17 protein-coding genes and 1 pseudogene are annotated in these 17313 nt (G+C 63.0%); 7 read left to right on the plus strand and 11 right to left on the minus strand.

Annotated features, from left to right (window positions below; genetic code table 11):
* Window positions 1-14: 14 nt before the first annotated feature.
* Complete coding sequence (locus tag ACFOJ9_RS04885; RefSeq protein ID WP_378987560.1) at window positions 15-788, plus strand: LamB/YcsF family protein; 774 nt, start codon at window positions 15-17, stop codon at window positions 786-788.
* A 17-nt stretch (window positions 789-805) separates the two neighbouring features.
* Here the strand turns inward: ACFOJ9_RS04885 and ACFOJ9_RS04890 are convergent, their stop codons facing one another.
* From ACFOJ9_RS04890 to ACFOJ9_RS04915, 6 genes are read right to left on the minus strand one after another with little or no spacing between them, the layout of a single operon-like run.
* Entirely contained in the window at window positions 806-1831 is a 1026-nt protein-coding gene (locus ACFOJ9_RS04890; RefSeq protein WP_378977217.1) for a proline racemase family protein, read from the minus strand.
* 52 nt (window positions 1832-1883) lie between these two features.
* Complete coding sequence (locus tag ACFOJ9_RS04895) at window positions 1884-2912, minus strand: Ldh family oxidoreductase (protein ID WP_378987563.1); 1029 nt, start codon at window positions 2910-2912, stop codon at window positions 1884-1886.
* Between the two features lie 38 nt (window positions 2913-2950).
* A complete protein-coding gene (locus ACFOJ9_RS04900; RefSeq protein ID WP_378977219.1) occupies window positions 2951-4114 on the minus strand; it encodes an epoxide hydrolase family protein in 1164 nt (387 codons plus the stop codon).
* On the minus strand, window positions 4111-5091 hold the full coding sequence (locus tag ACFOJ9_RS04905; protein ID WP_378977221.1) for a 5-oxoprolinase subunit C family protein: 981 nt from the start codon (window positions 5089-5091) through the stop codon (window positions 4111-4113). The genes ACFOJ9_RS04900 and ACFOJ9_RS04905 overlap by 4 nt, the downstream gene beginning before the upstream one ends.
* On the minus strand, window positions 5088-5750 hold the full coding sequence (pxpB, locus tag ACFOJ9_RS04910; RefSeq protein ID WP_378977223.1) for a 5-oxoprolinase subunit PxpB: 663 nt from the start codon (window positions 5748-5750) through the stop codon (window positions 5088-5090). Before pxpB ends, ACFOJ9_RS04905 begins: the two co-directional genes overlap by 4 nt.
* Before the next feature lie 6 nt (window positions 5751-5756).
* A complete protein-coding gene (locus ACFOJ9_RS04915) occupies window positions 5757-6533 on the minus strand; it encodes an SDR family NAD(P)-dependent oxidoreductase (protein ID WP_378977225.1) in 777 nt (258 codons plus the stop codon).
* Between the two features lie 241 nt (window positions 6534-6774).
* Between ACFOJ9_RS04915 and ACFOJ9_RS04920 the strand changes: the two genes are divergently transcribed.
* The 6 genes from ACFOJ9_RS04920 to ACFOJ9_RS04945 all read left to right on the plus strand — a co-directional run bounded on the left by ACFOJ9_RS04920 (window position 6775) and on the right by ACFOJ9_RS04945 (window position 12166).
* Entirely contained in the window at window positions 6775-7410 is a 636-nt protein-coding gene (locus ACFOJ9_RS04920; protein ID WP_378977227.1) for an RraA family protein, read from the plus strand.
* Window positions 7411-7558: 148 nt separating this feature from the next.
* The gene (locus ACFOJ9_RS04925; RefSeq protein ID WP_378977229.1) at window positions 7559-8680 is read left to right on the plus strand and encodes a branched-chain amino acid ABC transporter substrate-binding protein; all 1122 of its coding nucleotides are present in this window, start codon (window positions 7559-7561) and stop codon (window positions 8678-8680) included.
* A gap of 120 nt (window positions 8681-8800) precedes the next feature.
* Window positions 8801-9712: a branched-chain amino acid ABC transporter permease gene (locus ACFOJ9_RS04930; protein WP_378977231.1), complete on the plus strand. Its 912-nt coding sequence runs from the start codon at window positions 8801-8803 to the stop codon at window positions 9710-9712.
* On the plus strand, window positions 9712-10671 hold the full coding sequence (locus ACFOJ9_RS04935; protein WP_378977233.1) for a branched-chain amino acid ABC transporter permease: 960 nt from the start codon (window positions 9712-9714) through the stop codon (window positions 10669-10671). Before ACFOJ9_RS04930 ends, ACFOJ9_RS04935 begins: the two co-directional genes overlap by 1 nt.
* Window positions 10672-10673: 2 nt before the next feature.
* The gene (locus tag ACFOJ9_RS04940) at window positions 10674-11438 is read left to right on the plus strand and encodes an ABC transporter ATP-binding protein (protein ID WP_378977235.1); all 765 of its coding nucleotides are present in this window, start codon (window positions 10674-10676) and stop codon (window positions 11436-11438) included.
* Window positions 11438-12166: an ABC transporter ATP-binding protein gene (locus ACFOJ9_RS04945; protein WP_378977237.1), complete on the plus strand. Its 729-nt coding sequence runs from the start codon at window positions 11438-11440 to the stop codon at window positions 12164-12166. Before ACFOJ9_RS04940 ends, ACFOJ9_RS04945 begins: the two co-directional genes overlap by 1 nt.
* Window positions 12167-12293: 127 nt before the next feature.
* Here ACFOJ9_RS04945 and ACFOJ9_RS04950 read toward each other — a convergent pair whose 3' ends face one another.
* The 5 genes and pseudogenes from ACFOJ9_RS04950 to ACFOJ9_RS04970 all read right to left on the minus strand — a co-directional run.
* Complete coding sequence (locus ACFOJ9_RS04950) at window positions 12294-13862, minus strand: amidohydrolase family protein (RefSeq protein WP_378977239.1); 1569 nt, start codon at window positions 13860-13862, stop codon at window positions 12294-12296.
* 64 nt (window positions 13863-13926) lie between these two features.
* On the minus strand, window positions 13927-14820 hold the full coding sequence (locus ACFOJ9_RS04955; RefSeq protein ID WP_378977241.1) for an ABC transporter permease: 894 nt from the start codon (window positions 14818-14820) through the stop codon (window positions 13927-13929).
* Window positions 14805-15851, minus strand: a complete 1047-nt coding sequence (locus ACFOJ9_RS04960; protein ID WP_378977243.1) for an ABC transporter permease — start codon at window positions 15849-15851, stop codon at window positions 14805-14807. Before ACFOJ9_RS04960 ends, ACFOJ9_RS04955 begins: the two co-directional genes overlap by 16 nt.
* Complete coding sequence (locus tag ACFOJ9_RS04965; protein WP_378987566.1) at window positions 15848-16573, minus strand: ATP-binding cassette domain-containing protein; 726 nt, start codon at window positions 16571-16573, stop codon at window positions 15848-15850. Before ACFOJ9_RS04965 ends, ACFOJ9_RS04960 begins: the two co-directional genes overlap by 4 nt.
* Before the next feature lie 384 nt (window positions 16574-16957).
* Window positions 16958-17307: pseudogene (locus tag ACFOJ9_RS04970) on the minus strand (ATP-binding cassette domain-containing protein); the annotation flags it as partial.
* Window positions 17308-17313 lie beyond the last annotated feature (6 nt).

The following is a 17313-nucleotide window of genomic DNA, read 5'->3' on the forward strand; positions in this document are numbered from 1 at the left end:
CTGAGGAAAGCGCCATGGCGGCCAGGGGATTGCAGGTCGATATTAATTCCGACATGGGCGAGGGTTTTGGAGCCTACAGGCTCGGCGACGATGCGGCGATCCTCGACATCGTCAGTTCCGCCAATGTGGCCTGCGGCTTTCATGCCGGCGACCCCGAGATCATGGCGGCCACGTTCTCGATGGCGCGCGAGAAGGGCGTCGCCGTTGGCGCGCATCCGAGCTTCGCCGATCTGTGGGGATTCGGACGCCGCATCATTCCGCATTCCCCGAGCGAGATTGAAAGGCTGGTCGCCTACCAGATTGGGGCTGCGCAGGCGCTCTCCGCCTATGCCGGCCACCCGATCCGGTATGTGAAGGCGCATGGCGCGCTGGGCAACCTTACCCAGACCGACCGCGGAGTCGCCGAAGCCGTGACGCGCGCGGTCAAGGCCGTCGATCCCGGCCTGATCTGCCTGGTCATTGCGCTCGGCTTCCAGGACAGGATCGCGCGCGATGCGGGCCTGACCGTCAGGTCCGAAATCTTCGCCGACCGCGCCTATACGGAGGAAGGCTTTCTTGTCTCGCGCAAGCTGGAAGGCGCTGTCATCCATGACGCCGAGAAGGCGGCGGAACGGGTCGTGCGGATGGTCAAGCAAGGCGCCATCGAGACGCTTTCCGGGCAGATGCTGCAGACGCCGATCGATTCGATCTGCGTCCACAGCGACACGCCGGCGGCCGTCGCCATCGCCGCGCATGTCAGGAGACGGCTGGAGGGGAGCGGCGTAAGGGTCAGAGCATTCGCGGCCTGAGCACGGCCGCGTCCGTTTCAGAACCAGACATCGCTGAGGCGATGCCCGCGTGGATAAGGATCTGTCGGGTCGAGGCCATATTGGCCGATGCTGGTGATCCAGGCCTGTCCCGCGATGGTGACCACGACGGCGTCGCGATCGCCGACGCGCGCATTGGCGATCACGCGGGAATCGAAATGGGTCCCGATGATCGACCTGTTGCGGAACAGCTCGCCCTTGGCGATCTGGCCCTTGGCCGACATCACCGCGAGCCGCCCGGTGGTGCCGGTGCCTGTCGGAGAGCGGTCGAGCCTGCCATGCAGGCACACCGTGCCGTTGACGCTTTCCACGCGCCCGTCGACGCGCTCGATAGGGCCTTCGAAAATCACGTTGGAAACGTCGCGGATCTTCGGGTTCTCCGGATGCACGACTTCGAGCTGTTCGTTGACCGCCTTCTTGATGCGTTGGCCCATCAGCGACATCTGGTGAGCCTCGTCGGGTTTGACAGTGAAGCCGAGTGCGCGCGCATTGACATGGGCGAAAGTCATGCCGCCATAGGAGGTGTCGACGGTGATCGTGCCGAGCCCTTCCACCTCGACAGGCGTGTCGAGGTGGAAGGCAAAAGCCGGCACGTTGGTGAACTCCACCTGCGTCACCTTGCCGTTCTCGCAGGTGCAGCGCACCTCGATCATGCCGGCCGGCGCTTCCATGCGCAGCCGCGTCTCTGGTTCCTTCATCGGCACCATGCCCGTCTCCAGCGCCACGGTGGCGACGCAGATGGTGTTGGAGCCCGACATGGGCGGGTATTCGGTGCTTTCGAGGATCACGTAGCCGAGGTCGGCGGAACGATCGCAAGGCGGCAGGATGATGTTGGCGTTGACGTAGGGCGCGCCGCGCGGTTCGAAGAGGACGAGCCCGCGTATGTCATCCATATGCTCTTGCAGATATTCCTTCTTTTCGAACATGGTCTTGCCGGGCACGTCCATGACGCCACCGGTGATCACCTTGCCGACTTCGCCCTCGGCGTGGCAACCGACGACCGTGAATGTTCTTGACCAGCGCATTTCTTCTCCATTCCCCTTGATGACTGAACCTGAGTGAGGCGGACGATTGACTTCAAACGCCGTCCAGCCCTTGCTTGAGAAAACGGTCGAGCTGTTCGATCTCCTGGGCTGAGAGGCTGATGCCGCCACTCTCCGATGCTGCTCGGGCAATGAATCGCCGCTGCGAGGGCAGGCGCGCGCCCTGGTCAAGGATCGCCTCGAACAGGGCTTCAGCACGGCCTAGCGGATTGCCGGGACGGCCGGCGGAAAAAGCCTGTGGCGAGAAAGCGATGATCAGCTCTCCATGCGATGGATAAAGCGTCGTGGTGCCGAGCAGATCGAGCGCTTCGGGGCTGGTCAGGTCGCCGATCATGATGCCGGCGAGCAGCTCGATCATCGTCGCGATGGCGGAGCCCTTGTGCCCGCCGAAGGGAAGCATGGCGCCCGCCAGGGCAGCTTCGGGATCGGTCGTTGGCCTGCCGTCAGAATCCATGGCCCAGCCTTCCGGCAGCGATTTGCCTGCCCGGCGGTGGAGCTCGATCTCGCCGCGCGCGGCAACAGAGGTCGCGAAGTCGAAAACGTAAGGCTGTCCGTCGCGCGGCCAGCCAAAGGCAAAAGGATTGGTGCCCAGCAACGGTCCGTTGCCACCGGTCGGAGCTACTGTGGCATAGCTCGGACACATGGCCAGGCCGGCCAGGCCGGCCTGCGTCAAGGCTTCGACCTCCACCCATAGGGCGGAGAAATGCACCGCATCGTTGATCGCGAGCGCGGCAATGCCGCAGGAGTGTGCCCGCTCGACCAGCACCGGCAGGCCCAATTCGAAGGCCGGGTTGGCGAAGCCGCGCTTTGCATCCACTTTGACGATGGCGGGAGCGTCTTGAGGCAACAACTCGGGCACCGCGTTTGGGTTTACCTTCCCTGCCTTGATCGTTCGCAGGGCGCCTTCGATGCGGTAGACGCCATGTGACTTGCAAGCATCACGCTCCGCCGCGACGATGACTCGTGTGATGGCACTGGCCTGGACGGGGTTCAGTCCGGCCTTGCGGAAAATCGCATCGACGCGCTCATGCAAAGCATCGATGGTGATCGTGGTGTTGGTCATTTCTGGCCTTCGGGTTTGGCTGCGCGCAAACGCTGCCTTTAAAAATCCAGACCGCCGGCAAAGGCTCTTATATCCTGTGCAAGCAAAGCGGGCTGCTCGAGGGCTGCGAAATGACCACCGCGCGGCATCGCTGTCCACTGGCGGATGTCCTTGAAGACGCGCTCGACCCAGCTCCTTGGCGGCATCGGCAGCTCTTTGGGGAACAAAGCCACTGCGAGCGGGACGTGGATCGCCGTGCCGGGCGCGAATGCAAGCGGGCGGGCGCGCGTTTCCCAATAGAGTCGCATCGACGAAGCGACGGTCCGGGTGAACCAGTAAAGCGAGATGTTGGCGAGCATGTCGTCGCGCGAAAATGCGGCGTTGCCCAGATCGCCATCGCAATCGCTCCAGTCATGGAATTTCTCGATCATCCACGCTGCCAGTCCGACCGGCGAATCCGTCAGCCCATAGGCAAGCGTTTGCGGGCGCGTCGCTTGAATATGAGCATAGGCGCCATGAAGATCCGCCCATCCGGCTTTCCGTTCCAGGAAGGCGCGTTCTTCCAAGGTCAGGTCGCCATCCGGGCTTGGATCGTGAGGAGGTGAGTATGAGCCGGGGATGAAGTTCAGATGCACCCCGGCGAGACTCTCTGGATGCGCTTGTGCCAGACAGGTCGACACGCTGGCGCCCAGATCCCCTCCCTGGGCGAGATATCGCTCGTAGCCGAGACGGCTCATCAACTCGGCCCAAAGATCGGCGACGATGAACAGGTTGAGGCCAGGTTTGGTCGGCCGGCTTGAAAAGCCATAGCCTGGAATCGACGGGACCACGACGTTGAAGGCATCCTCCTGCCTTCCGCCATGCGAAAGCGGGTCGGTCAGAAGCGGGATCAGCCTGTGAAATTCGAAGACGCTGCCTGGCCAGCCATGGGTGAGTAGGACCGTTTTGCTGGTCGCCACAGCCGCGCGCGCATGGATGAAATGGATGGTTTGGCCGCCGATATCCGTCTGGTAGTGCGGATGGATGTTCCAGGCGGCTTCCTGCTTGCGCCAGTCGAAGCCGGTGCGCCAGTGCAGCATAAGTCGCCGCAGTTCCTCGTATTCCGTTCCCTGGGCCCAGCCTATTGCCTGCAATTGGTCCGGCTCGCGCCAGTTCGAGATGCGCTTCCTCAAATCGTCGATTTCAGACTGGGCAATCTCGATCGTGAAAGGGCGAATTTTCATGGGATCCTCTGCTCGCCGACGATGAGGTTCCGGGCGGCGGCGAAGCCGCGACGCCACTGCTGGCCTGTGCGAAGCGCGTCTGTCGAAGCTTCGATCGAGACCGGCAGGAAACGCAGGCGCGCGCCGACCGGCGCTTGCGCCAGCCGCCAGAGGTCGGCTTCGATCACGGTGGCGATCTTCGGATAGCCGCCGCAAGTGTTGGCATCGGCAAGCTGGATGATCGGCTGGCCGGACGGCGGAACCTGAACGGTGCCCGGTACGATGCCGTGCGAGAGCAATTCGAGCGGTGAGCGGAGGGAAAGCGTCGCTCCGGAAAGGCGATATCCCATGCGGTTGGCGTCGTTGGTGATGCTCCATTCGCTGCCAGTGAAAGCCGCCTCGGCCTCCGGTGTGAAGGTGTCGAACTCGGCAGCCGGCAGAACCCGCAATTCGATTGCCGAGGCCAAGCCGTCCGCCGCGCCTCGCCGCTCCTCCAGCGCCGCGCCGACGCCGCCTGCGGGAAGCCGGCATTGCGCAGGGTTGAGCGCAAACCGGTCGCCGCGCGACAGGCCGCGTCCGCCGAGCCCGCCGAAGCCACCCTTCACATCCGTCGCGCGCGAGCCCATGACGGGCGGCAGATCGAGCCCGCCGGCGAAGGCGATGTAAGAGCGAGCGCCTACACGCGGTACTTCGAGGACAAGGGTCTCGCCGGCGCGGATCGTCATGGCCCACCAGGGCGGGCAGGGCCGATCGCCGACGCTGACGGCGCAATCCGCGCCGGTGATGGCGACGGCGGTGTCGATATGCGCGCGCAGCCGGAACGGATGAAGCGCGACCTCGATCCCGGCAGCCGAGGGATCATTGCCCAGCATGAGATTGGCGATCGCCAGCGCTTGCGCGTCCATGGCGCCGCCATGGCTGACCCCCAGCGCCAGATGACCGGGCCGGCCGAGATCCTGGACCGTGTTCGGCAGGCCGGTGGTGAGGATCTCGATCATGCCTCGATCCCTGCGATTGTGAATCGGATCTTGTCTCCGGGCCTGAGCAGCACGGGCAATTCCGCTTCGGCCTTGAACAGCTTCACGTCGGTATGGCCGATTATGTGCCATCCGGACGGCGCGGTCATCGGCATGATACCCGCCTGCGCGCCACCGATGATGACGGCGCCCTCGGCGACTTTGAGGCGAGGCGTGCCGCGCCTTGCCCAGGCAAGCCGCGGGTCGAGACCGGACAGATAGGGAAAACCCGGCATGGCGCCGATGGCGGCGACGGTATAGGCGGCCGCCGCGTGGCGCCTGACGGTCTCGTCGACAGACATGCCGCAATGTGCGGCCCAGCCGGCGAGATCCTCGCCGCGCGTGCCGCCATAGCGAACGGGAATGGTATGATGCGTGCCGGTCACCGCGTGGGCATCGGTGGCGGCCCAGAGCGACATCAGCTGACCGCCGACGCAGTGGGCGTCCGTAGCGAGCGGGTCAAATACCACCAGCAGGTTGTTCATGCCGGGAACGGCCTCTCGCACCCCCTCGAGGCTCAGCGCGGCATTCGCTACCGCCCAGACCAGTTCCTGGGTGGCATCATTGAAAGCCCCCTGCGCGCCATCGAGCAGCAGCGCGCCTGATCCCGCAAGACTGATGTGGGGCGTGCCTGCAACCACGGGCGGTCAGTCCTTCACCGGCACCGTATAATTCAGGATCAGGCGACCGCCATCCGGATAGATGGTTTGGCCGACAATGTAGGAGGCGTCGTCGCTGGCCAGGAAGGAAGCGACGCTGGCGATCTCCGAGGGGTCGCCACATCGACCGCTTGGCGTGCGTGACAGGATGGTCTGGCGCTGCGCTTCGCTGGCCATGACCGAGCTCTTGACCATGTCGGTCAGAATGGTGCCGGGGCCGATGGCGTTGACGCGGATGTTGTGCGGGATCAGTCCGACGGCCATCACCGCCGTCAACTGCTTGATGCCACCCTTGGACACGGCATAGGCGACGGAATTGGGAATGGCCAGGATGGCGTTGATCGACGACATGTTGATGATCGAGCCGCCGCGCCCCTGCGCGATCATGGCCCTTGCCGCGGCCTGCCCAAGAAGGAAGGGCGCCTTGAGATTCACGCGCTGAACCAAGTCGAAGGCCTCCTCGGGGAAGTCGACGAAATCGTCCAGATGGATGATGCCGGCATTGTTGATGAGCACGTCGACACCGCCGAAGCTTTCCATGGCCTTGGCAATGATGCCGTCGGCCATGTCCCTGCTGATTTCGGAAAGGTCGGCGGACAGCCAGACGGCGCGCTCGCCAAGACGTTCGGCATGCTCGCGTCCTCGATCGGCTTGCACGTCGACAAGCACAACCTTGGCGCCATCGGCATGAAAGCGCTCGGCGCAGGCAAGGCCCAGGCCTTGTGCCGCCCCGGTAACGATCACGACTTTTCCTGCGTGCTTCACGACCCAATCCCTTTTACGATTCTCGACATTTATGGATATGTTATCCAACTTATCTTGAACTTCGACGCCATTGCAAGCCCGGATGAATGGCTGCGGGAAGGCCGTACTAGGCCGTAACACGGCGGTTTGTGGCAGTCTTGGCTTTTTTCAGAGGACTATCCGCAAGTCGGTTGACACTGCCGAATTAATTGTGATTGGATACTATATTCACAAAAGAGTGCCGACAGTGGGAGAGCGGGAGATGGCAGATGCACCTCAGGAAAGCGAACTGATCGACGCGTTCCGCGCTCTTGCGACGCCACTGATCAGCGACAATCTCGCTCGTGTCCCCGGAGCTGCCGGGTTGCGGCCATTTCATCGGGTGAGCGGCGTCATGGCGGGGAGGGCGCTGACGGTCAGGACCCGCCCCGGCGACAACCAGTTCATCCATCGTGCGCTCGATCTGTTGCAGCCCGGCGATGTCATCGTCGTCGATGGCGGTGGCTATGAGGGGCGCGCGCTGGTCGGCGAGATCATGACAAGTGTCGCGGCCTCGCGCGGCGCCGCAGGCATTGTCATCGACGGCGCCATCCGCGATGCCGGTGCCATCGGCCGCAGTCCGTTTCCATGCTTCGCACGGTCGGCCATCCATCTCGGACCGTACAAGGATGGTCCGGGAGCCATCAATGTTCCCGTCTGCATAGGCGGCATGGTCGTCGGTCCAGGCGACATCGTCGTCGGCGACGAGGATGGCGTCGTGGCATTTCCAATCGACGGTGCCGCGGCCTTGCTGGCCGCTGTCCGCGCGCAGGAAGCCCGCGAGGCCGAGATCATGCTCAGCATCCGGGAGAACCGCTATCAGGGAGCCTATGCCCGGGCCTCCGGCGGCAGTCACTGATCTGCCAGGTCGGTCCTTGCCGGAGACAAATCGCGTGGCCGGCTGGTGATCTTGCTCAACATAACCGCTCCGCAGCTAACCGAGGGGCGAAACAATGCATTTCGGGCACGCCGCCTGGATGCGCCAACAGGGGAAATGGAGAGAATTAATGGTTGTTTCCTTCAAGAGGCTTGCCAAGAGGCTTGCTTGTGACACCGCCCTTGCCGGGCTGGCTCTGACCACGATGGCCGCGGCTGCCGACATCAAGATCGGCATCGTGGCTCCCATGACTGGCCAACTGGCCAGTGAAGGGCAGGATATGGAGAATGCCGTGAAGATGGCGATAGATGCCGTCAACGCCAAAGGCGGCGTCAACGGCGACAAGATCACCACCACCACCGCCGACGATGCCTGCGATCCGCAGCAGGCGGTGACAGCGGGCAGCAAGCTTGTCTCGGAGGGCGTGACCGCCATCGTCGGCGGCTACTGCTCGGGTGCAGTCTTGCCGACATTGAAGATCTATGGTGACGCCGGCATCCCGTTCGTCATCATCGGAGCGAACTCGACCAAACTGGTCGCCGCCAATCAGGGCAATGCCTTCCTCGCCAATTCAACCGGCGACATGCAGGCAACAACGGCCGTCGAACTCTTCAAGAAGAACGGCTACAAGAAGGTCGCGGTCGTGGACGAAGGCGATGCCTACTCGTCCGACCTGGCCAAGCTGACCGCCGAAGCCTTCAAGAGCGCAGGCGGCGAAATTGCCGCCAAGGAGACCACCACGGCCGGCGAGCAGGATTATTCCGCGGTCGTCACCAAGATCAAGTCGAGCGGCGCCGACGCTGTCTTCTGGACCGCCTACCATGCCGGTGGCGCCCTGCTCACCAAGCAGCTTCGGCAGGCCGGTTTCCAGGGCGGCATCGTGCTGGGCGACGGCAACAATTCGCCGGAATATCTGGAAATCGCCGGCTCGGCCGGTGAGGGCGTGTACCTCTTGTCTCCGCCCACCGTCGACCTCTTGTCTGGCGCCGGCGATTTCAAGGCGAAGTACAAGGAGACCTATGGCCGCGACGCCGGCGCCTATGCGGCTCTCTCCCATGATGTGGGCGACCTGATCGTCGACGCCATCACGCGGGCCAAGTCGGCCGATCAAAAGGCAATCATCGAAGCGCTCAAGGCAAGCGACTTCAAGGGCCTTGCCGGTGAAATCAAGTTCACCGACAAGAACACGCTCCAGACCTCAAACTTCCGCCCGGTGATTGCAAAGGGCGGCAAGTGGGTGGCAGCCGAATAAGGCGAAACGGGTTGAAGCCGAGGCGGGCCTTCTGGCCGCCTCGGCTTCATTGCCGATTGCCTGGCGTGCACTGACGCTGCGCCCAGCCAAGACTCTCTCAATCCTGCACCTGGAGCATCAATGACGCTCGACCTGCTTATTCAGCAACTGGTGAACGGCCTTATCGTCGGCTCGTTCTATGCCCTGATCGCGCTTGGCTACAGCATGGTCTTCGGCGTCATCAAGCTCCTGAATTTCGCCCATGGCGACATCTATATGAACGGCGCCTTCGTCGGCCTCATCGTGTTTTCCTTCGTCGGCATATGGGTTGGCAACGGTTGGCTAGGCGTGGTCTGCGCCCTGCTGGTGTCGATGCTGGCTGTTGGCTTGCTCGGCGTTGTCATCGAGCGCTTCGCCTATCGGCCGATGCGCAATGCGCCGCGCCTCTCCATCCTCATCACGGCGCTCGGTGCCTCGATGGTGCTGAACGGCACGGCACTCGCGCTGACCGGCGGGCGACACTATGCCTTCAACACAGACCTCGGTTTTGCCGGCGTGGATATTTCCACCGTTCACATCACCTACACGCAGATGGTGCTGGTGGCCGCCTCCATCGCTCTTATGGCCGGCATGCAGGCCTTTGTCTCACGCACCATGTACGGCAAGGCGATGCGCGCCGTGTCCATCGACATGGGCGCAAGCCGCCTGATGGGCATCGATGTCGACCGGGTGATCGCCTTGACGTTCTTCATGGGTTCGGCGCTCGCCGCTGGCGGCGGGGTGATGGCCGGCGCCTACTATGGCAGTGTCCATTTCTTCATGGGCTTCATCATGGGGCTGAAGGCCTTCACCGCCGCTGTCATAGGCGGGATCGGCAGCGTGCCGGGCGCTATGCTCGGCGGATTGCTGCTCGGCCTGCTCGAAGCTTTCGGCTCGTCCTTGCCCTTCGTCGGCTCGGAGTGGCGTGACGTCTTCGTGTTCGGGACCTTGATCCTGTTCCTTGTTTTCAAGCCGACCGGCCTTCTTGGCCGCTCGGTGGTGGAGCGGGTGTGATGACCGACGAAGTGAGGACCATGTCGGCCACCGCGCAACCGCGACTGATGCGTTGGTCCGTTGTGCTGCCTGGGTTGGCGGCGCTCACCTGCGCGCTGGTGTTGCCGCAATTCGCCAACGCCTATGTGACGGAGGTGGCAACCACGGCGCTGCTCTATGTCGTTCTGTGCCTCGGCCTCAACATTGTCGTCGGCTATGCGGGCCTGCTCGATCTCGGCTACGCCGCTTTCTTCGCGGTTGGCGCCTACACATCAGGCATCCTGACCGCGGAATTCGGGTTCAACTTTTGGCTCACCATCCCTGTCGCCATGGCGGCGGCCTGCGTGGCCGGCATCATCATCGGTGCGCCGACCTTAAGGCTGCGCAGCGACTATCTGGCGATCGTGACGCTGGGTTTCGGTGAGATCGTGCGCATCATCGCCCGGAACCTCGACATCACCGGTGGCGCCAGCGGCCTCATCGGCATCGAGCGGCCGGAGATCTTCGGCTTCAAGCTAATGCAGGTGCAGCACTTCTACTATGCGTTCCTGGTGCTCGCGCTGCTCACCGCCTTCGTCTGCCTGAGCGTCGAGCGGTCGCGAATGGGACGAGCCTGGTTCTACGTTCGCTATGATGAGGACGCCGCCGCCGGTATCGGCATCAACCGTGTCACGGCCAAGCTGCAAGCCTATATGATGGGCGCGGTGATCGCTTCCGTGGCCGGATGCCTCTACGCCGCCAAGATGACGGCCATCTCGCCTGAGAGTTTTACCTTCAACCAATCGCTGCTCATCCTGCTTGGCGTCGTCCTGGGCGGCATGGGCCGCATTCCCGGCGTTGTCCTTGGTGCCGTTCTCGTGGCCCTGCTTCCGGAGGTGCTGCGCGGCGCGGGCACCTATCGTCCACTGGTGACCGCGGTTGCGCTGCTGGCAATCATGCTCTTCAGGCCGAACGGGCTGTGGCCGGACAAGCGAGTTTGACCATGGCCTTGCTGGAAGTCCGCGATCTGCGCCTCTGTTTTGGAGGATTGAAGGTCCTTCACGACATTTCGTTCTTGGTCGAGAAGGGCGTCATCAACAGCCTCATCGGACCCAACGGGGCCGGCAAGACGTCGCTGTTCAATTGCCTGACCGGCTTCTACAAGCCGAAAGGCGGCTCGATCAGCCTGGGCGGTCGGCCGATTACCGGTTTGCCGCCGCATCGCATCACCGCGCTCGGGCTCGCCCGCACGTTTCAGAACATCCGGCTGTTCAAGGAAATGACCGTTCTGGAAAACGCCATGTCCGGCCAGCATTGCCGCAGCCGCCACGGCATTGTGTCGGCGATCCTGCACTTGCCGGCACAGCGGCGCGAGGAGGAGGCGATCCGCGCGGCCGGCATGCATTGGCTCGGTTTCGTCGGCATCGCGCAGCATGCGCATCGCCGTGCCGGCGGTCTTTCCTATGGCGATCAACGGCGGCTCGAACTCGCAAGGGCCTTGGCGTCGGCGCCCGAGCTCATCCTGCTGGACGAACCTGCCGCCGGCCTGAACGAGCGCGAGAAGCTGGACCTTGTGCACCTGATCCGTCGCGTTCGCGACGAAACCGGCGTCACGGTCCTGCTGATCGAGCACGACATGGGCCTGGTCATGCAGGTGTCGGAGAAGATCGTCGTGTTCGACCACGGCCAGAAGATCGCCGATGGCACGCCGGAGGCCGTACGTGCAGACTCCAGGGTCATCGAAGCCTATCTTGGCACGGAGGATTGATGGACTCCGAAATCGTACTTTCCGCTGACCGCATCGTCGCGCGCTATGACGGCATCGAAGCCCTTCATGGCGTCAGCCTTTCGGTCAAACGCGGCCAGATCGTCGCCCTGCTTGGTGCGAACGGTGCGGGCAAGAGCACCACGCTGCGCACGCTGTCCGGCCTTGTTGCCGCATCCTCGGGAAGTGTCCGCTTCCTGGGCGAGGACATAACCAAGGTCCCTGCCCACCGCCTGCCGCATCGAGGGCTCGTCCATGTCCCGGAGGGGCGGCGTATTTTCGGCGACATGACGATCAAGGAGAACCTTGACCTCGGCTCGTTTACGCTTGCCGACGACGTCGAACGCCGCCGGCGGCTGGACCACGTTTTTGAGCTCTTCCCCATCTTGGCGCGCAGACAGAATGGCGATGCAAGGAACCTCTCGGGAGGTGAGCAGCAGATGCTGGCGATCGGCAGAGCCCTCATGGCCGCACCCAAGGTGCTCTTGCTCGATGAGCCGTCAATGGGCCTGGCGCCGCAACTGATCAAGGAAGTCATGAACATCGTCCAGCGCCTCAACCGCGAAGGCGTGACCATCTTGCTTGTGGAGCAGAACAGCAAAGTCGCCTTGAAATTCGCCGACTATGGCTATGTGCTCAAGGCTGGGCGTGTTGTGCTTGAGGGACCAGGGAGTGATCTTGCGAGCAACGAAGCAGTCATCAGCGCTTATTTGGGTGGGGTTGCTGCCTAGCTGGCGGCACTTCACCGCAGCAGTGCAGGATAGTCCTGCCCGCGTGGGGTGTGGGACTCGATCCTAGCCAGCGGTACCATCGGCTCATCAACTAAATTATTGATTTTGCTGCCTTATTTCGAGCGATTTACACGCGCGCTTGCGCTGATCTGGTCTTTTGTGATGGTGCCTGCTGCGCAGGTTCACCCGCCGAAAAGTCTCCGGCATAGCGGTTCATGCCGATGTCCTTCAACGTGGCACGCCGATGGATTTCGGCCATGGCGGAGTGGAACACCGCGTTCCGTGTCTCCAGTTCGGCATGCGCGGCAAGGTGCGCCGGGACAAGCTCGCGGATCTCGGCCAGTATGGCGGCTTCGTCGATCGTTTGCAGGCGGTCGTCATGGACGACGATCTGCCCCGCTATCATCACCGTTTCGATGGAAGAACCGTTCTCGGCATAGACGAGATGCTTGGCGATATCGTTGAGCGGGGTGAAGCTGAGGGTGGTGAGATCGAGGATCAGCAGATCTGCGGCCTTGCCGACTTCGAGCGAACCGGTGACATTCCCCAGCATGGCACTGCGTGCCCCGCCGATCGTCGCCATGGTCAGGATCTCGTCAGCGCGGACCCACTGGTCATAATCCGGACCGGAAACACTGTGGATCAGCCCGGCCACCCGCATGACGTCGAAAATGCGCGCCGTATCGTTCGACGACATGCCATCGGTGCCGAGGCCAACGGTTATGCCTGCATTCATCAAGCGGCGAATGGGAGCAATGCCGGCGCCGAGCTTCTGGTTGGAAATGGCATTGTGGGCGACGGAGCACCCTGCCTCGCCCATCGTCGCGATATCTTTGTCGCTCACCCAGACGGAATGGGCGATCGTCGTGTTACGCGACAGCACGCCGAGATCGCTCATATAGCCGATCAGGCTCTTGTCGTAGACTTCATGGCCGGTCACGGCCTGTGTCTTGGTTTCCAGGACATGCGTGTGTAACGGCACGCCCATGTCGACGGCGAGTGCATGGCAGGCTTGCAGCAAGTCCGGGGTACAGCGTTGTGGCGCCGACGGTGCGATCATGAAATTGAGCCGGCCGGCCTTGCCATGCAGCGACGCAAAGGCGGAACGGCAATAATCCATATAGGCTTCGGCCGACATCGGCGGCCCGAAATCGAGCTTCTCCTGGAGATGGAGCGGCATCACCTCCCGGGCGTAGGGCAAGGCATCCAACGTATGCACGTTCATGGCCGCGCTCGACACATTGGCGCGGATGCCCGCGTCCTCATAGGCACTGAAGACGGCTGACAGCCGTGAGAGATCGTGCGCAGGCGGATCGAAGAAGTCGTCGCACATCGTCGTGACGCCGCTGCGCAGCGATTCCATCGCGAGGAGAAGGCTGCGCAGGTAGAGAAGTCGTTCGTCGACGACAGGGCCCATCAGCAGGGGATAGGCATAGAGAAGCCAGAGCTCTAATGGCATGCCTTCATATCGGCCACGAAGGAAGGTTTCGCTCGAATGGGTATGGGCATTGACGAGGCCCGGCATGACGAGCCGGTTTTGGCCGTCGATAACGGCCGCATCCGGCGCAGCCTCGAGGTTCTGTCCAACGGCAGAGATGCGGCCGTCCTCGATCAGAATGTCGCCTTGCAACGGTTTGCTTCCGTTTCGGGCGCACATCGTCAAAAGGGTGGCATTCTTGATCAGTGTCTGGGGCATGGGCATGTCCTGCTCGTGTCGCGCCGTACGCCGGTTCTCGGTCCGGTGCGACGCCAGGCTGGTTCTATTGGTCGCGCAGCTCACCGAAGCCACTGGCGGCTTTGGTGCCGCCGCGCAGCTGCGTGCTGAGCCATATGCCGAGAATGGTGGCTATATAAGGCAAGGCGAGCAGCAGATCATGGGGGATGCGATCGCCGAAGGCGAGCTGCGCCCTGATGCCGAGCGCGCCAACGACGGCGAAGAACACGGCTGCCAAGGTCGCGCCGATTGGATGGCCAGCGCCGAATATGACGGCGGCAAATCCCATGAAGCCGCGGCCGGCGGTCATGTTCTGCGCAAAGATCTGAAGGCTCCCCGCAGCAAGTTCCGCGCCTGCGAGCGCACACAGCACGCCGCCGATCATCAGCGCTACGAGGCGCATTGCCGCCGGATTGATCCCCACACCGCGCGCGGCAAAGGGGTGCTCGCCCGACGCCGCCAGACGCAGGCCGAAACGGGTTCGACGCAAGACGACCCACATCGCGAAGACGATCACCGGCATGATGACGACGAGCATCGAAAGCGACCCGAAGGCCCCGAAGGCGCTTCCTATGCGCGGCAGGCCGAAGGCTGCGCTGACCGCGGCCTGCGTTCCGAAAATCGACTGCACGGCAAGCGCGGTTCCGCCGAGGCCGAGCCCTGTAAGCCCGAGGCCGGCAATGATCTGGTTGGCCTTGAGCTTCTCCACCACGAACCAGAACAGGATTGAGCCGAGGACGCAGACCGTGATCGCACCGGCAAGCGCGATCCAGATCGATTGCGTGAGCGTGATGCCGAGGATAGTTGCGCAGGCGCCGGTAATCATCAGGCCTTCAAGGCCGAGATGCCAGATGCCGGCCCGCTGGGCGATGACGCCGGCAAGGGTCACGTAGATTAGCGGAGTACCAGATCGCAAGATGGCGACTAGGAAGTCTTCCATATCCGTCCTCCGAGCTTCGCAATCCGGTCGACGGCACTGGATTTTGCGGTGATGAAGAGAGCGATGGCTGCGTTGATGATGTCGATTGCCGACGACGGCAAGCCGGCCATGATCGGCAGATAGAGAGCGGCGGACGCAAGCCCGCCGAAGAACAGCGACACGATAGCCGTACCGACGACCGAGAAGTTGGCGACGAGTGCGATCAGGATTGCGGTGAAGCCGCGGCCCGGCAGGAAACCGCCGGTCAGTCGTCCGTTGGGGCCTATGAACTCTATGGTGCCGGCAAGACCGGCGAGCGCGCCGCTGAGCAGGAAACTTGCAAGCCCGATGCGCCATGTCCTCGCGCCCTGCCACTCGACCATCGTCGGATTGCGACCGGCAAGGCCGGAGAGCACGCCGAAGGCGGTTCTATTGACCAGAAACCACATTGCCAGGCCAACCAGAACGGCGATGGCGATGATCGTCGGAGACAATCCGAGCGAGTCGCTGATCCGGTAAGCGCCGTCGAGCGGACGGCTCGACGCCTGCTGCCCGGTGCCCGATGGGTCCTTGAGCGGTCCGGCCGTTACATACAGCAGCACCAGACCGGCAATGAAATTGCCCATCAGCGTGGTGATCACCTCATCCGCACCAGATTTCAGCCGCAGGAGCCCGGGCCAGAAAGCCCACAGCGCACCACCCGACATGCCAGCGAGAAAGCAGGCGGTGATGAGGATCGGCGCCGGTGCTCCGTCAAGCCATTCGGCCATGAACGCGGCCGCTATGGCTCCCATGTAGAACTGGCCCTGGGCGCCGATGTTGAAGTAGCCCGCCCGGAAGGAGACGGCCACGCCGACAGCGGTGATGAACAGGGGGAGCCCCCAACGAAGTGCCTGTTGCAGGGCGCCGGGTCTGAGGAAAGCGCCATCGGCGATCGACTGGAACATCAGGGGCGCCGAATAGCCGGCTGCCTGGAAGATCACGCCGCAAAGTGCAAGGGCGATCACGATGAAGATCAGCGCGCGGAAAACGGAGACGAACCGATCGATCATCCAAGCACTCCTGTCATGGCTGCGCCGACGGCTGTGATGTCATAGGGTGGACGGAACTCGGCGACGATGCGCCCGGACAGCATGACGACGACGCGGTCCGATATATCGAAGATCTCGTCGAGATCCGAAGAGATGAACAGCAGGCCGCAACCGCGCGCCCGCGCATCGAGCATCGATTCCCAAACGAATGACGTTGCGCCGATGTCGAGACCTCGCGTGGGCTGCGCCGCAAGCACAAGGCGGGCGTTTTCATCCATCTCACGCGACAGGATCACCTTCTGGGCGTTCCCACCCGATAGCGAGCCGGCTCGCTGACCGACATCGGAATAACGGACATCCCATTGCTTGAGGGCAGTATCGCATTGCTTGCGCAGAGCAGAGGGGCTGATGGTGGACAGGAGCGGTCTCTGGAGGAGACCGCGCGCCGCCCAGTTTTCCCAAAGGGAACTGGTCAGGCTGAGTCCTTCGACATTCCGTTCGAAAGGGATGACGCGCAGTCCGGCCGCCCGTCGTGCAGCGAGTGGTGCACGGGTCACGTCCGTCCTGTCGATGGAGATCTCGCCGCTGACGACATCAGCCAGTGCCGAGATCGCGCGCACAAGCGTTCTCTGCCCGTTGCCCTCGACGCCCGCAACGCCGATGATTTCCCCGGGGCGAATGTCGAGGCTGATCCCGTCGAGCGCCGGACCTTCGGTATCGCGTCGTGTGGAAACGGCGCGCATCTTGAGGACGGGAATGGCATCGGTGTCCGCGACATGCTGTTCGGCATGGGTGATCACTGCTGCGCCTGTCAAAGCCGCCTTGTCGTCCGGGCTGAGCTTGCGGGCGGCGGCTGGCCCGATGATGAGCTCGGCCAGCCGGTCCGCGTCAATCGTCTCGCAGGACAGCGGCCCATCGACGAGCTTTCCTCCGCGCAGAACCGTCACCGTATCGGCAATCGCCAGAACTTCCCGGATCTTGTGCAGGATGAGGATGACCGTGACGCCGCGCGCCTTGAGATGCCGGACCCGATCGAAAAGCTTCTCAGCGCCTTCGGGAGACAGGACCGCGGTCGGCTCATCCAGGATGAGGAGTTTCGCATCCGAGACGAGGGCTCTGGCGATTTCAACACTCTGCTGGGTTTCCACTGGCAGGTCGCGGATACGCTGCTTGGCCTTCACCTTCACATGGAGCGCGTCGAGGTGAGGCTGCCATCGTTTTTCAAGGCTTGCCTTTGTGAATAGTCCTCCGCCTTCCGCGCCAAACTGCATTGCTTCGGCGACCGTGAAAGAGGGGGAAGAGCAAAACTCTGGTGGACGAGTTCGACGCCTGAACGCCGGGCATCCTTGACGTTTCCGCCCGCAAGCGGGCGGCCATCCATCTTGAGCTCGCCCGATGCAGGGCGGACGAGACCGGCCAGGACTCGGGCAAAAGTCGTCTTGCCCGCCCCGTTTTGGCCGACCACGGCGTGGATCATGCCACG

Source organism: Mesorhizobium cantuariense (assembly GCF_042647205.1).
GTDB classification, from domain to species: Bacteria; Pseudomonadota; Alphaproteobacteria; order Rhizobiales; family Rhizobiaceae; genus Mesorhizobium; species Mesorhizobium cantuariense.

Excerpts from the sequence above, each read along its gene's own strand:
- ACFOJ9_RS04885 (WP_378987560.1), top strand. The coding sequence starts at position 15 with ATGGCGGCCAGGGGATTGCAGGTCGATATTAATTCCGACATGGGCGAG.
- ACFOJ9_RS04890 (WP_378977217.1), bottom strand. The coding sequence starts at position 1,831 with ATGCGCTGGTCAAGAACATTCACGGTCGTCGGTTGCCACGCCGAGGGC.
- ACFOJ9_RS04895 (WP_378987563.1), bottom strand. The coding sequence starts at position 2,912 with ATGACCAACACCACGATCACCATCGATGCTTTGCATGAGCGCGTCGAT.
- ACFOJ9_RS04900 (WP_378977219.1), bottom strand. The coding sequence starts at position 4,114 with ATGAAAATTCGCCCTTTCACGATCGAGATTGCCCAGTCTGAAATCGAC.
- ACFOJ9_RS04905 (WP_378977221.1), bottom strand. The coding sequence starts at position 5,091 with ATGATCGAGATCCTCACCACCGGCCTGCCGAACACGGTCCAGGATCTC.
- ACFOJ9_RS04920 (WP_378977227.1), top strand. The coding sequence starts at position 6,775 with ATGGCAGATGCACCTCAGGAAAGCGAACTGATCGACGCGTTCCGCGCT.
- ACFOJ9_RS04925 (WP_378977229.1), top strand. The coding sequence starts at position 7,559 with ATGGTTGTTTCCTTCAAGAGGCTTGCCAAGAGGCTTGCTTGTGACACC.
- ACFOJ9_RS04930 (WP_378977231.1), top strand. The coding sequence starts at position 8,801 with ATGACGCTCGACCTGCTTATTCAGCAACTGGTGAACGGCCTTATCGTC.
- ACFOJ9_RS04935 (WP_378977233.1), top strand. The coding sequence starts at position 9,712 with ATGACCGACGAAGTGAGGACCATGTCGGCCACCGCGCAACCGCGACTG.
- ACFOJ9_RS04940 (WP_378977235.1), top strand. The coding sequence starts at position 10,674 with ATGGCCTTGCTGGAAGTCCGCGATCTGCGCCTCTGTTTTGGAGGATTG.
- ACFOJ9_RS04945 (WP_378977237.1), top strand. The coding sequence starts at position 11,438 with ATGGACTCCGAAATCGTACTTTCCGCTGACCGCATCGTCGCGCGCTAT.
- ACFOJ9_RS04950 (WP_378977239.1), bottom strand. The coding sequence starts at position 13,862 with ATGCCCCAGACACTGATCAAGAATGCCACCCTTTTGACGATGTGCGCC.
- ACFOJ9_RS04955 (WP_378977241.1), bottom strand. The coding sequence starts at position 14,820 with ATGGAAGACTTCCTAGTCGCCATCTTGCGATCTGGTACTCCGCTAATC.
- ACFOJ9_RS04960 (WP_378977243.1), bottom strand. The coding sequence starts at position 15,851 with ATGATCGATCGGTTCGTCTCCGTTTTCCGCGCGCTGATCTTCATCGTG.
- ACFOJ9_RS04965 (WP_378987566.1), bottom strand. The coding sequence starts at position 16,573 with ATGCGCGCCGTTTCCACACGACGCGATACCGAAGGTCCGGCGCTCGAC.